The organism is Thermosyntropha tengcongensis, assembly GCF_055381335.1.
Map to the genome: position 1 here is coordinate 206,494 of NZ_AP042437.1, position 13,560 is coordinate 220,053.

The window sequence follows — 13,560 nt, forward strand, 5'->3', positions numbered from 1 at the left end:
GCAGCAAAAATTTAACAAGGAGTTGTTGCCAGTATGGAAAACCTTTCTTTGTTTGCTCCTCTGGGAGGGGCTCTGGCTCTTCTGTTTGCCGTTTATCTGGCTTCTAAAATCAAAAAAGCAGATCCGGGAACGGAAAGAATGGTAGAAATCTCCGATTACATCCATGAAGGGGCTATGGCTTTCCTTTCCCGTCAGTACAAGGCTTTAGCCATATTTGTAGCGATAATTTTTGTAGTGCTCCTTCTGGCTATTGACTGGCAGACCGCGGTTTGTTTCCTTATAGGGGCTGTTTGTTCTGCTTCGGCCGGCTACATAGGCATGTCCATAGCTACCAGAGCCAATGTGCGCACTGCCAGTGCCGCCCGTACTTCGCAGAATGCAGCTCTGGGCGTCGCTTTCTCCGGAGGCGCGGTAATGGGCATGTCAGTTTCCGGTTTGGGGCTTTTAGGTTTGGGGATACTCTATCTTATTTTTAAAGACCCTACCATAGTAAACGGCTTTGCCCTTGGCGGCAGCTCAATCGCTCTGTTTGGGCGCGTAGGCGGCGGCATCTACACCAAGGCAGCTGATGTAGGAGCTGACCTGGTGGGCAAGGTGGAAGCCGGTATTCCTGAGGATGACCCCCGCAACCCGGCGGTTATTGCCGACAATGTAGGAGACAATGTAGGGGACGTAGCAGGAATGGGAGCTGACCTCTTTGAGTCTTATGTAGGTTCTATCATAGCTGCCATGACCCTGGGAGCAGTTATGGTAGCCAAGGCTCCGGCTTTAGGATTAGGGCCGGTCATTCTGCCTCTGGTTATTGCCTTTATCGGCGTGGTAGCTTCTATTATAGGAACCTTGTTTGTGCGCACTGATGAAAATTCCAGCCCGCTCAAAGCCTTGAACGCTGGAACGATAAGCTCAGCAGTGCTTCTGGTAATCGGCGCTTTCTTTGCGGTAAGGTATATCCTGCCTGCTGACATGTTCAGTATATTCTGGGCTCTGGTAGGCGGATTGGTGGCAGGTACCATAATCGGTTTTGTAACCGAATACTATACTTCTGATGAGTACAAGCCGGTAAGGGAGATTGCGCAGGCCTGTACTACCGGCCCGGCTACCACTATTATTTCCGGACTGGGAGTAGGGATGCGCTCTACCATGATCCCGATTTTAATTATCGTAGCTGCCATTTTCCTTGGATACTTTACCGGCGGCATATATGGCATAGCGCTGGCGGCAGTAGGAATGCTGGCTACTACCGGCATGGTGGTGGCGGTTGACGCTTATGGGCCTATTGCTGACAATGCCGGCGGTATTGCCCAGATGGCACAGCTGCCCGAGCATGTAAGGCAGACTACTGACCGGCTGGATTCCGTGGGCAACACCACGGCAGCTATCGGAAAAGGCTTTGCCATAGGTTCTGCGGCTTTGACCGCTTTGGCCCTGCTCGTTTCTTTTGCCAATGTAGCAGGCATTGAAAATATAAATCTGCTTGACCCGTATGTAGTTATCGGCCTCCTTATCGGGGCTATGCTTCCCTTCTTCTTCTGTGCCCTGGCTATGGGAGCAGTGGGAAGGGCAGCTTCCCAGATGGTAGAAGAAGTGAGGAGGCAGTTCAGGGAAATTGCTGGGCTTATGGAAGGAACCGGCAGGGCTGACTATGCCCGCTGTGTTGACATAAGCACCGCAGCAGCTATAAAAGAAATGATTTTCCCCGGCGTTCTGGCTGTGGTTGCTCCTATCATAGTTGGTTTTGTGTTGGGAGGAGAGGCCCTGGCTGGTATGCTGGCAGGTTCCATCGTATCCGGGGTTTGCCTGGCTATCCTTCTGGCTAATGCTGGCGGTGCCTGGGACAATGCCAAGAAGTATATCGAATCCGGCAATTTCGGTGGTAAAGGCAGTGAGGCCCATGCTGCCGGCGTAGTAGGGGATACCGTAGGCGATCCCTGCAAGGATACTGCAGGACCATCCCTTAACATCCTTTTAAAACTCATGGCTATCGTTTCTCTGGTTTTGATTGCTCCGCTTTTATAAAAAGCGGAAAAGAGAGCATGCCAAAAGCAGGTAGAGTTTTTCTGCCTGCTTTTTAGCATATGGCGGTTTTTATTGAGGGTGGAGGTTAATTATGATATATGTCTATCCGGAAGCAGAACCTTTTTTCCTGGATGGGGAAAAAGAAACCGCTCTGCTTTTCCTGCACGGTTTTACTGCATCCCCGTCCGAAGTTCTGCCAGCAGCCCATTTTTTGCATAAGCAAAAAGGCTTTACAATAAGCGGTATTTTACTTCCCGGGCACGGCTCTCACCCCCGTTTTTTAAACCGGACTACCTGGCGGGACTGGTATGATGCGGCTTTTAAGGAAGCTTCCTATTTGCTCTCCCATTATAAAAATGTCTATATAGCCGGGCTTTCTATGGGAGGGCTCTTGTCACTACATACTGCTTTTTCGCTTCCGGGTTTGCGCGGAGCGATAACTATCAACGCTCCCCTGTACAACCGCTATCCGGTTTTGACTTTTTTAGCTCCCCTCATACAGGTTGTAAAACCTTATTTCCCAAAAAAGCAGGACAAAACGATGCAGGAACTTGAGAGAAGGGGAAGGTTTGCCTATGACTGCAATCCGGTCAAGGCTTTCCGCAGCATGCAGGAGCTGCGGAATATGGTCATGAAAGAGCTGCCTTTCATAGAAATACCTATCCTGGCCATGCAGTCAGTTTATGATGAGGCAGTAGACATGAAGAGCCTTGACTTTATCGTCCAAAACGCGCAAAAAGCAGAGGTAACGGGAGTGAAACTTTGCCGTTCCGGCCATATAGCCACCATGGAAGAACCAGAAACAGTAGCTGCGGAAATAATCAGGTTTATAGAGAGGACAAAAGGAGCAGAAAAGGAGGAGATGAATGATGACCAGAAACGAGGCACTGGAACTCTTGAAAGGATACCTTAAAAATGAAAACCTTATCAAACATTCCCTGGCTGTAGAGGCAGTCATGAGAGGGCTGGCAGAAAGGCTGGGCGAAGATGTGGAAAAATTTGGTCTGGCAGGGCTTTTGCACGATATCGACTATGACAGCACTGCTAATGACCCCAAACTGCATTCCCTGCTGGGGGCCCAGATATTAAGGGACCATGGATTGCCGGATGATGTAGTGTATGCGGTAGAAGCCCACAATGAATATCACGACCTGGAAAGAAAAAGCCTTATGGACAAGGCTTTATGGGCAGCTGACCCGGTAAGCGGGTTCATAACGGCTGCTGCCCTTATAAGGCCCGAGAAAAAACTGGCAGCGGTAGATGTCAATTCACTCAAAAAGAGGTTTAAGGAGAAGGCTTTTGCCAAAGGGGCCAGCCGCGAACAGATGGCCAGCTGCAGTGAACTGGGGCTTACCCTGGATGAATTTTTGGAAATTGCCTTAAAAAGCATGCAGAAAATTGCAGATGACCTTGGTTTATAGACTAAACTACCCTTTAAAGGGGAATTAATATACTAAAAAGCTCATGGGGGCAATTTAAGGAGGATTTTATGGTTACTAGAGAAGAAGTGCTTGCTTATATGCGGCAGGCGAGCTACCGTCCGCTTACTTATGAAGAACTTCTGGATGTTTTCGAGATAGAAGACGAGGAAATAGCCAAATTTGCCAAACTTTTGGGGCGTCTGGAAAAAGAGGGGGAAATTGTAAAGACGCGCAAAAACAAATACGGGCTCCCGGAGATGATGAATCTGGTAAAGGGGACTATCCGGCTCAGCCAGTGGGGCTACGGGATTTTGGTGCCTGACAATCCGGAGATAGGGGAAATATTTGTCTACGGCCGCAACCTGAATGGAGCCATGCACAATGACAAGGTAATGGTAAGGGTGCACAGCCTGGAGCGGATAGGGGGCCAGAGGCCGGAAGGGGAAGTGGTAAGGGCTATAAGCCGTGCCAATAAGGAACTGGTGGGAACAGTCAAAAAAGGCAAGCATACACTGCAGGTGGTGCCTGACGATCCCCGGCAGATTTACCCCATTTATGTGAAGCCTTCCCGCAAGATAAAAGCCAACAACGGGGACAAGGTGCTGGTAAAAATAACGGCCTGGCCGGATAAAGACAAATACCCGGAGGGCAAGATACTTGAAGTGTTAGGCCGCAAGGGGGAAGTAGGGCTTGATGTGCAGGTGGTGATAAAGAAGCACAACCTGCGCGCGGAATTTCCTCCCGAAGTGATAAAAGAGGCCAAAGAAGTTGCCAAGCCGGTTTCCAAGGAAGAAATAGCCAGGAGAAAAGATTTGCGCCGGGTGCGGATGGTAACTATTGATGGCGAAGATGCCAAAGACCTGGATGATGCAGTGTCTATCGAAAAAACCGAAAAAGGCTACCGCTTAGGGGTGCATATTGCTGATGTTTCCCATTATGTGAAGGAAGGAAGTAAGCTGGACAAAGAAGCATTCCTCAGGGGCACCAGTGTTTATCTGGTAGACAAGGTTTTGCCCATGCTGCCTCCTGAGCTTTCCAATGATATATGCAGCCTTAATGCCGGCAAAGACCGCCTGGCCATAAGCTGCATCATGGATATAGACGAAAAAGGGCGCGTGGTTTCCTATGATATATGCAAATCAGTTATCAATGTGAATGAACGCATGACCTATACGGATGTAAATAAAATACTGGTAGAGGATGACCAGGCTACCAAAGAAAAATACGCTTATCTGGTAGAAGATTTTCTCCTTATGAAAGAATTATCCGACATAATACGCGAGGAGCGCATGAAAAGGGGCGCCCTAGATTTCAATTTCCCGGAAGCCAAGATAATAGTGGATGAAAAAGGATGGCCGGTAGAAATAAAGAAGCGGGAGCGCGGGCCGGCAGAAATGCTCATAGAAGATTTCATGATCAGGGCCAATGAAGTGGTGGCTGAACATATGTACTGGCAGGAGCTTCCCATCCTGTACCGGGTTCATGAAAAGCCGGATGAGGAAGCCTTATCCAAGGTAAACCTGGTGCTGGGGGTTTTTGGCTATAAAATACCTCCTCATGCCAAAGTAGAACCCAGGACTTATCAGCGGATACTGGAAGAAATAAAAGGCAAGCCGGAAGAAGGGCTGCTTTCCATGATACTCCTGCGCTCCATGAAACATGCCCGCTATATGCCGGATCCTTTAGGCCATTTCGGGCTGGCATCCAAATACTACTGCCATTTTACCAGCCCCATAAGAAGGTATCCGGACCTTATCGTGCACCGGGTGCTGACCTTGCTGCTGGAAGGTGGCCTAAAAGGCAAAAAGCGGATTTCCCTGGAGAAAAAGATGCCGCTTTACGGTGAACAGTCTACCCAGCAGGAGATAAAAGCCGAAGAAGCGGAAAGGGAGCTGGAGGGCATCAAAAAAGCCCAGTATATGCAGCAGTTTGTAGGGAAGGAATTTGTCGGGCGCATATCTTCTGTCCAGCCTTTCGGCTTTTTTGTGGAACTTGACAATACGGTGGAAGGTCTGGTTCACATATCCAGCATTGAAGATGACTACTATGAGTTTAATGAGCGTTCTTACAGCCTGATTGGCGTGCACCGGGGGCGCAAATTCTCGGTGGGGGATGAGGTGCGGGTACAGCTGGTAAGGGTAGATGTGGATGATGCCAAGATTGATTTTGAACTTACCGAGTATTAAACCGAACATATATTCTTGACTGAAGAGAAAAAATGACCTATAATAAAATTTGAACCTATGTAAACTCCCTGGCTTATAAAGGCCGGGATTATTTTTGAGGTGCAGTATGGCTAAAGAAAAAGGAATAAAACAGGTGATAGACAACCGCAAGGCCAGGCATGACTATCATATAAAGGAAACTATGGAAGCCGGCCTGGTGCTGGCAGGAACAGAGGTCAAATCCCTCCGCCTGGGGAAAGGGAACTTAAAGGACGCTTATGCCGTCGTAAAGAATGGGGAGGTATGGCTTAATAATTTCCACATAAGCCCTTATGAAAAAGGCAACCGTTTTAACCATGACCCTTTAAGGCCCAAAAAGCTTCTTTTGCACAGGCGGGAAATAAACAGGCTGGTGGGGATTACCAAAGAAAAAGGCTATACCCTGGTTCCGCTCAAGGTATATTTTAAAAACGGCTGGGCCAAAGTTGAACTGGCCGTGGCGGTAGGTAAAAAGATGTATGACAAGCGTGAGGACATAGCTGCCCGCGATGCCAAACGGGCTATTGAGAGAGCGATGAAAGACAAAAAGGTTTATTAAAGGAGAGCTTACAATATGTAGCAGAAGAAAAAATCCTCTTCTTCTGCTATAATATATAAAGGATATTTGGTTATACAAGGGGGCGTAATGGTTTCGACGGGGGAAAAGATGGGTAGAGTAGCGAGCCGAGTTGTTCGCCAGCTCGTTAAAAAGGTGAAATTAAAAATAACTGCAGAAGAAAATTACGCTTTAGCTGCCTAATTTAAGGCAGCCGTCCGGCTGGCTTCACCCGCGGGCCAGTGCAGGGCGTCACCAAGCGGGAGTACCCTTTAGCCTTCAGCCCTGAGGGGCTAAAAGGGAAAACTATCGGGGATAGCCTTTAAAAAGCCTGTCCGTGGGCGTTTTAAGGGCGAAGCCTAAAACACGGACTGCGCTCGGAGAGACTCTGCTGGTCTTTCTTTCGGACGCGGGTTCGATTCCCGCCGCCTCCACCAGATGAGTACGCAAGGATTAATACAGCGCAAAATCCTGGTATTATCGGGAGGTGTATTAATCCTGAGCTTAAGATAGAGCATCGTCGCTGGACGGTGTTTTTTATTTTATTTTGGTTCTTTGTCAATATTTGGGGTAGCAGGTAGTGGTCAAATACCTGCTACCTTCTTTTTATGTACAGCAATGCAGTATACGATTACGAAATCTGGAGAAATTTCTATAGCCGTAACCATTGCGCTTAATAACCTTAATTTTATTATTAAATCCTTCAACACATCCATTCGTATAGGGTACATCAAATGAATTCAATATTTCTTCTTTCCAGTTGCTAATAGTATTAGCAAGATAGGAGAATTGTTCGATTTTATATCTTTTTACCAGCTCAAGCCATTCATTAAGTTTTATTTCAGCTTCACCAGAATTAGCAGCATTCACGAAATCCATAAACTTTTCTTTTAATACATAGGCTAATCTCAGTTTTTCATCTAAGCGGAGTAAATTAGCTAGTTTTATTTTATCGTCATCACTTAACTTCCTCCGATTACGGAGCAGAAGCTTCCTGTTCTTTTTTAGAAATCTACTTTTCTCATATGGCAGATCTTTTTGAGTATATTTACGAAATTTATCTATAGCCCAGATGCAGTTTCTTACATAGTGAAAACGGTCGATAACTATGGTTGCCTGGGGAAAAACCTTCTTTACTGCTTCTTTATAAGGTTTCCACATATCAATAACCACATATTTAACATTTTCCCGGCTGGTAAATTTTTTGAAATATTTAACCAGGAAGTCAAAGTTACGCCGGTCTAAAATATCTAAAACAACTGAGTTAACTGGATCAACTAATATACAGTGATATTTTCCTTTATCAGTAGTACCCTTGAATTCATCAATTGATATGACTTCTGGAAGTTCATTGATACTATATGAAATATAATCAAAGATTCTGGCTACCGTACTCGAAGAAATACCGAAATCTTTAGCTATAGAAGTCATGCTGTAGTTAGTTCTTAATTTTTCAATAATAGCTTCAATAAGGCGATGGGTCATTCTTTGATATTTGCCAATAAAATCAGCTGTTTCATAAAACCTTTTGCCACATTCGGTACATCTGTAGCGGCGTTTGCGGTATAACAAATGTAAGGGCTTGTTTAAAAAAGGAATATCTTTTATACGTTGATACCTGTAATCATGAATTTTTATAGTCTGTGTTCCGCAAACCGGGCATTTATGAGAACTTACCGGCTTGGAAATACTTATCTCATAATAGTTATCATACTGCCTTATACTGTCGATGTTTACATCTTTCAAAAAAAGCAAATTTTTGTTAAACTGAAATTGTATTGGGAAGAATACCTCCTTTTATGTGTTTTGGGGATTATACACAGGTATTCGACCCAATGCTTTTTATTTCCCTCCTACCCCAACATTTATTATAGAACCGTTTTTTATGGAATAATTTTATACCTAACTTCCCGTACTTTGCTAAGGAATCCCAAATTGCTTTCAATTGAGTTGAAGGTAACCTTTGCCATGCTGGTAAACGAAGAATGGATTTTACAATAAAATAGCAGGAATATGTAATTTTTTATATAATTTATAAAAATTACCTATTGTTAGAAGGGAATTACTATTTTTTGGTGAAATAATTTTGTGGAAATAGCATTTTTATATTTATATTTTCATTTTGTGATAGAACCTTATTATAACAAGAATTTTGCTCATAATAACTGCAACTTACTCAAAAGATTGTATGATGTCAAGAGTAATTCTTTTAACTAAAACAAGCTAGACAGAAATACTTGTAAAAAGAATTATTTAATTATTTGTTGGAAGAAAACGGCTGAGTAAAATAAGTCAAAGGAACTATATTTGGTATTGAGATTTTTACTGAGGGGCTTAATAACAAATTAGTTAATTTAAGCTTGATATTGTCGATTACCGTTCATTTTTCCTAAATTAAAGGGGGAAGTTTTTGCCATTATACTATTTTCCCAATGATTGGTAAAGCAAAACTTGATGTACGATAGTCTTACAAAAATATCAATAAATGGATATAACTAGATTATAACCAGCATTATTAATCAATAATTTGAAGGCAACAGAAGATAAACTGGTAATAAGGAGATGAGATTATGAATATGTCTAACGTTGGGCAGATCATCCGGGGGAGCGATCCTCTGATGACTCTTATTCAGGAAGAAAATTTTGTTGGGTGGGTTTATAACATTGATTATGATGTTGCTTATGTTTTAACCAGTGATCTATGGAAAGCTCGGGTTTTAGGCATTCCTCACAATTGTTTTTTGGTAGCCAGTGCTATGCGCCCTAATGAATTTGAATTATCAACCCCTGAGGAAAGAGAAGTTATTTTGCTACGAGTTGTTGGTTCCTGTAAATTACCTCAAGACGATGACATGATTAAAACCAAAATAGATCATTTTTTACAGCAGACAGGTCCCAATATAAATCAAAATATACAAGGATATGATGCTCTAACCCAGAATTATGTGCAACTGAGCGGATTGGAGTGCAGGGTTCTTGGAACTTTTTATAACCGTGAGGGAACCCTTTGTTTAGGTAGTGATTTAGAAAACTTTTATAACGGACTGCATCTTACTGTATATCGTCCTCGCGGAGATGCGCTTAGAACTATTGTAAATTATGTAGATCCTGTTCAAAGAAATAGGATTAAAGAAGAACTTGCAGCTATGGGAATCACACAAACTATAGAGCCTTTCAAAATTGGGACGGTAAGATATACTTCAACTGATCGCTTACATAGGAGTTCTGCTGAAGAACTGGTTCCCGTATATATTCAACCAGGAGATTTCTTAGCCCGGAGAACCGCAGTATTAGGCATGACTCGAACCGGCAAATCAAATATGATTAAACAACTGGTATCAGTAGTTCATAGGGTATCTCGCCAAAGCGGGGTAAATATTGGACAGATTATTTATGATATAAACGGGGAATACGCTAATGCTAACCAACAGGACCGAGGGGCACTGGCCAATATCTATCCGACCGAAACAGTAAGGTACAGGATGTTAAGAACGCCCGGTTTCAATGAACTGCAGAATAATTTTTACCTGCAACTTAACGAGGGTTTGAGCCAAATCGCTCGTGTAGTCAGAGAACGAGGTTATGATAATCAGCCGGATGTTAACCAGTTGACATTAATGTCACTTGATGAACCGAGTCCTCAAGAATATAGCGAGCATAATAGATGGCAGGTCAGAACGGCTGCCTATCAAGCACTTCTTTTCATAGCAGGATTTGAAGCTCCTCCCAATCATACAGTTAGATTTCCAGCAAATCAGGAAGTCAGAGAGGCTGTTAACAAAGTGTTAGCAGAGCGCAAACTTTATGTTCCTGATCCTAATAATGGATTGAATTTGCAACAGGCTGTACAGTGGTTCATTGCTGCACGTGAAGCAAATAGCCGCCAAACACTGCTTAGTTCAAGTGGAGGCCCCTGGCTTGACGAAGCTACTAATGCTCTGTTAAACCTTATTGTTCAGAAAAACAACCATGGACAATATATTCGAGGGTATCAGACAATCATTGATGCAAGACCATATCATTCACCTCGGCGCAATCGAGAGGTAGGGGAAGAAATATATGAGCATCTTGTTAATGGTCGTATTGTTATTCTTGATCTGTCAGTTGGAGATCCTTTGCTTCGTGATAAAATCAGCAAACAGATTGCAGAATATATCTTTAACCGATCCATGCATATTTTTGTAGAGGGCAACATTCCTCCAAACATAGTCTTTTACATTGAAGAAGCTCACAACTTGATTGGTAAAGATAATGAATTGACCGATACATGGCCCCGGCTGGCTAAAGAAGGCGCAAAGTATCGAATTGCACTAGTTTATGCTACCCAGGAAGTATCATCAATACATCCGAATATTTTGGCCAATACAGAAAACTGGTTTATTTCCCATCTTAACAATGCTCGAGAAATAAATGAACTGGCACGTTTTTATGATTTCGATGACTTTAAACGGTCAATTCTAAGGGCCCAAGACGTAGGTTTTGATAGGGTTAAAATGCTTTCAAGTCCTTTTGTAGTACCTGTTCAAATTGATAGATTTGATCCTAGCAGTTTTATAGACATTTCTACTAATTCGATTCAAGAAGGTTAAAGTAGCTTGTAATTAATCGGGAGGATGCAGATGGGATATAAGAATGAAAAGGCGAGCAAAACTTCTCATGTGGATATAATAAAAAACTCGGATGTACAAGTTTTTTTAGAAAACTGTCAGCTTATGACTCCTCCTTCAGACATAGAAGGCGAAAGAATAGCAAGGATGTTTATATCTGTACCAAATTTTTCCGAAATAGATATACCGAGATATATACTCGCAACTGACGGTAGTTCATATGAAGCTAGTATTGATGATAGGTTTCCAAGTACCAGAATAATTTATCTAAAATTTAGCTGTTTACTGATAGATACTCAGAAATTAAGCAACTTATGGGCGTATAATCGTAAATTTATAGATCCGTTCAAATTTGCCGAAATACAGAAAGATAATGCTTCCATATCATTAGTTTTGCCAAGCTCCAATGTAATAAAAAAGGGGTATTCTTCAGTCTGTGACAGTTTCAGAGCAGCTCTGGACAAACAGTTATATGAAATAAGGTCCGATAATACAAAACCAGAAACCAGCCTGAGAAGTACACTGTTTGCTTTAGCTGCCTTAAGATCAGGACCTTTGAAAACTGGGGAGCCTCAAAGCATATTGCTACATACTTGTCCTTCATGTAAGCAGGGGCCAGTAGAAGTACGCGATATACCCGATGAACAATCTTGTCCTTACTGTAACAAGCATGTTTATCCTTCAGATTGTTTAAGAGTTTGGGAAGAAGTACATGAATATCAGTCTAATACGGTGGCGATAACTCGTTTGATGCAACAAATGGAACATTTGCTAACTTTTCATTATATTCGCATTTTAAGAGAACTTTCTCTAAATGCTTTATCTGCAGTAACTTTCATTATTGATGGGCCTTTAGCCATTTACGGAAATGGCGCCTGGCTACATGCAGTAATGTTGAAATACCTACACAAAGTTAATAATGAATTAAAAGATAGAGGATTGCCGGAAGTTTTAGTAATTGGGCTGCAAAAAAGTGGCCAAATTTATGAGCATTTAAATTTGATAGATAAATATGTTCCTAATGAAAGTTTGCTCCCTGTGAGCGATGACTACCGTTACAATTATATAACCCCAAGCAGAGAACGTTCTTCAAACGGTTTTGGTTATGAGACTTATTATGGTCAGGATTTTATTTATAAGACTTCTTCAGGAAAAATGTTTGTATTCGCTCTGCCATATTATTGTGCTGAAAAAAACGTGCCTGATAAAGACACGTTTTTAAGAAACAAGATAAATATAAACAATTATCCTGGATTACCAAAGGCATTAAAAATAATAAAAAATTTTGAAACTGAACTGTACGAAAATGCGCTTATTCCAGTTGCATTGGCACATAAATATACTGCTATCAGTCTGCAGCCCGGTGGAAAAGTATTGGATTTGTTAACAAAGAATTTTGTATCAAACCAGCAAAGGTAGGTGTTTCGACTATGCCTGCTAGAGTTCAGCATATTAGTCCTCTGCGATATCCAGGAAGCAAAGCGTTACTGTTTGATTACATTCAGGCAATAATTTTTGAGAATAATCTTGCTGGCTGTACGATAATAGAACCTTATGCAGGAAGTGCTATAATTTCTATTCTTTCTTTATTTAATGGAACAATGGAAAGAGCTGTTTTGGTTGAACGCGATCCGCTTATATATTCATTTTGGTTTTGCGTATTCGAAAAAACTGATGAATTAATTCATAAAATCGAACAAACGCCAATAACCCTTGAAACATGGCATGAATTTCAGCCTTACTTGCGTACGGATGACATTACTACTTATCCAATTATAGATATGGGATTAGCAGGATTATTTTATAACCGGTGTAACTATTCTGGAATTCTTAATGCTGGACCATTGGGAGGACAAAAGCAAGAATCCCAGTATTCAATAAGCTGTCGTTTTAACAAGACCACTGTTATTAAACAGATACAGAAGATATCGACTCTAAGAAAGAGAGTAAAGTTACATTTTGGTGATGCTCTTAATTTTTTGACCGAAAACCTTGACAATTTTTCTTCTCAGGGAACTTTTTTGTATGTGGATCCCCCTTACTATAATAAAGGAAAGATTTTATATCGTTATTGGCATAACAAGCTTCAACATGAGCGATTAGCCGAGATACTGTTGCGTTCAAAAGTACCCTGGCTGGTCAGTTATGACGATCATGAGGATATAAGAGGATTATACTGCCAGGATACTTTTTTAAGACGAATCTATGTTGATTATGTTCTAAGATGCAGAAAAAAAGAGCCGGAACTTTTAATATCAAATCTTAGAATACCTCCACGAATAAGAACAAATGAGGTCTATTTAGCCCCCTAAAACCTTTGAAGAAAATCTGTATCTAATATGATAACTTTTAAGCAAATGGGGGTAGATATTAATGAGCGGTAAAAAGCAGTATAGCGATGAACTAAAAGAACAAATCATTAAAGAATGTCAGGAAACAGGCAATGTAGCTATTGTAGCCCGGCGCTATAATATTTCATCCAACACTATTCATTCCTGGATTAAAAAATATCGCAAAACCGGGTCTATGAAAACCTTACCCAGAGGCGAAAAGGATAGAAATAAAATCCTGGAAAAGCAGCTTCAACAAGTAAGCATTGAAAACGACAGGCTAAAAAGATTACTTGCTGAAAAAGAATTAGAACTTGCTATTTTAAAAGAGTTGACTAATACCAAAAACCCGAGGTGAAGGCAGAGTTAATATAGCCAGAAGGTGGATAGAAAAAGGATATAAAACCTGTAAAGTCCTTAACTCTG

The 13,560-nt window shown here is 42.0% G+C and carries 10 protein-coding genes and 1 other RNA gene; 10 read left to right on the top strand and 1 reads right to left on the bottom strand.

Annotation, left to right across the window (positions count from 1 at the left end; translation table 11 throughout):
• The first annotated feature begins 33 nt into the window (after positions 1-33).
• The 6 genes from ACZ42E_RS01030 to ssrA all read left to right on the top strand — a co-directional run bounded on the left by ACZ42E_RS01030 (position 34) and on the right by ssrA (position 6,634).
• Positions 34-2,016: a sodium-translocating pyrophosphatase gene (locus ACZ42E_RS01030; RefSeq protein ID WP_464892612.1), complete on the top strand. Its 1,983-nt coding sequence runs from the start codon at positions 34-36 to the stop codon at positions 2,014-2,016.
• Between the two features lie 91 nt (positions 2,017-2,107).
• On the top strand, positions 2,108-2,929 hold the full coding sequence (locus ACZ42E_RS01035; protein WP_464892613.1) for an alpha/beta hydrolase: 822 nt from the start codon (positions 2,108-2,110) through the stop codon (positions 2,927-2,929).
• Positions 2,886-3,437, top strand: coding sequence for an HDIG domain-containing metalloprotein (locus ACZ42E_RS01040; protein ID WP_464893552.1), 552 nt, complete (start codon positions 2,886-2,888; stop codon positions 3,435-3,437). Before ACZ42E_RS01035 ends, ACZ42E_RS01040 begins: the two co-directional genes overlap by 44 nt.
• 68 nt (positions 3,438-3,505) lie before the next feature.
• On the top strand, positions 3,506-5,623 hold the full coding sequence (gene rnr, locus ACZ42E_RS01045) for a ribonuclease R (protein WP_464892614.1): 2,118 nt from the start codon (positions 3,506-3,508) through the stop codon (positions 5,621-5,623).
• Positions 5,624-5,729: 106 nt separating this feature from the next.
• The gene (smpB, locus tag ACZ42E_RS01050) at positions 5,730-6,200 is read left to right on the top strand and encodes an SsrA-binding protein SmpB (RefSeq protein WP_464892615.1); all 471 of its coding nucleotides are present in this window, start codon (positions 5,730-5,732) and stop codon (positions 6,198-6,200) included.
• A 78-nt stretch (positions 6,201-6,278) separates the two neighbouring features.
• Positions 6,279-6,634: a transfer-messenger RNA gene (ssrA, locus tag ACZ42E_RS01055) on the top strand.
• Positions 6,635-6,803: 169 nt separating this feature from the next.
• Here ssrA and ACZ42E_RS01060 read toward each other — a convergent pair.
• Entirely contained in the window at positions 6,804-7,943 is a 1,140-nt protein-coding gene (locus ACZ42E_RS01060) for an ISL3 family transposase (protein ID WP_464892616.1), read from the bottom strand.
• Between the two features lie 824 nt (positions 7,944-8,767).
• Between ACZ42E_RS01060 and ACZ42E_RS01065 the strand changes: the two genes are divergently transcribed.
• The 4 genes from ACZ42E_RS01065 to ACZ42E_RS01080 all read left to right on the top strand — a co-directional run bounded on the left by ACZ42E_RS01065 (position 8,768) and on the right by ACZ42E_RS01080 (position 13,492).
• Positions 8,768-10,786, top strand: coding sequence for an ATP-binding protein (locus ACZ42E_RS01065; RefSeq protein WP_464892617.1), 2,019 nt, complete (start codon positions 8,768-8,770; stop codon positions 10,784-10,786).
• A 30-nt stretch (positions 10,787-10,816) separates the two neighbouring features.
• Entirely contained in the window at positions 10,817-12,223 is a 1,407-nt protein-coding gene (locus tag ACZ42E_RS01070) for a DNA double-strand break repair nuclease NurA (protein ID WP_464892618.1), read from the top strand.
• A gap of 11 nt (positions 12,224-12,234) precedes the next feature.
• On the top strand, positions 12,235-13,116 hold the full coding sequence (locus ACZ42E_RS01075) for a DNA adenine methylase (protein ID WP_464892619.1): 882 nt from the start codon (positions 12,235-12,237) through the stop codon (positions 13,114-13,116).
• Positions 13,117-13,177: 61 nt separating this feature from the next.
• Positions 13,178-13,492 carry a transposase gene (locus tag ACZ42E_RS01080; RefSeq protein WP_464892620.1) on the top strand — a complete coding sequence of 105 codons (315 nt, stop codon included), beginning with the start codon at positions 13,178-13,180 and terminating at the stop codon, positions 13,490-13,492.
• Positions 13,493-13,560 lie beyond the last annotated feature (68 nt).

Coding starts and splice junctions, on each gene's coding strand:
- ACZ42E_RS01030 (WP_464892612.1), top strand. CDS start 34: ATGGAAAACCTTTCTTTGTTTGCTCCTCTGGGAGGGGCTCTGGCTCTT.
- ACZ42E_RS01035 (WP_464892613.1), top strand. CDS start 2,108: ATGATATATGTCTATCCGGAAGCAGAACCTTTTTTCCTGGATGGGGAA.
- ACZ42E_RS01040 (WP_464893552.1), top strand. CDS start 2,886: ATGACCAGAAACGAGGCACTGGAACTCTTGAAAGGATACCTTAAAAAT.
- rnr (WP_464892614.1), top strand. CDS start 3,506: ATGGTTACTAGAGAAGAAGTGCTTGCTTATATGCGGCAGGCGAGCTAC.
- smpB (WP_464892615.1), top strand. CDS start 5,730: ATGGCTAAAGAAAAAGGAATAAAACAGGTGATAGACAACCGCAAGGCC.
- ACZ42E_RS01065 (WP_464892617.1), top strand. CDS start 8,768: ATGAATATGTCTAACGTTGGGCAGATCATCCGGGGGAGCGATCCTCTG.
- ACZ42E_RS01070 (WP_464892618.1), top strand. CDS start 10,817: ATGGGATATAAGAATGAAAAGGCGAGCAAAACTTCTCATGTGGATATA.
- ACZ42E_RS01075 (WP_464892619.1), top strand. CDS start 12,235: ATGCCTGCTAGAGTTCAGCATATTAGTCCTCTGCGATATCCAGGAAGC.
- ACZ42E_RS01080 (WP_464892620.1), top strand. CDS start 13,178: ATGAGCGGTAAAAAGCAGTATAGCGATGAACTAAAAGAACAAATCATT.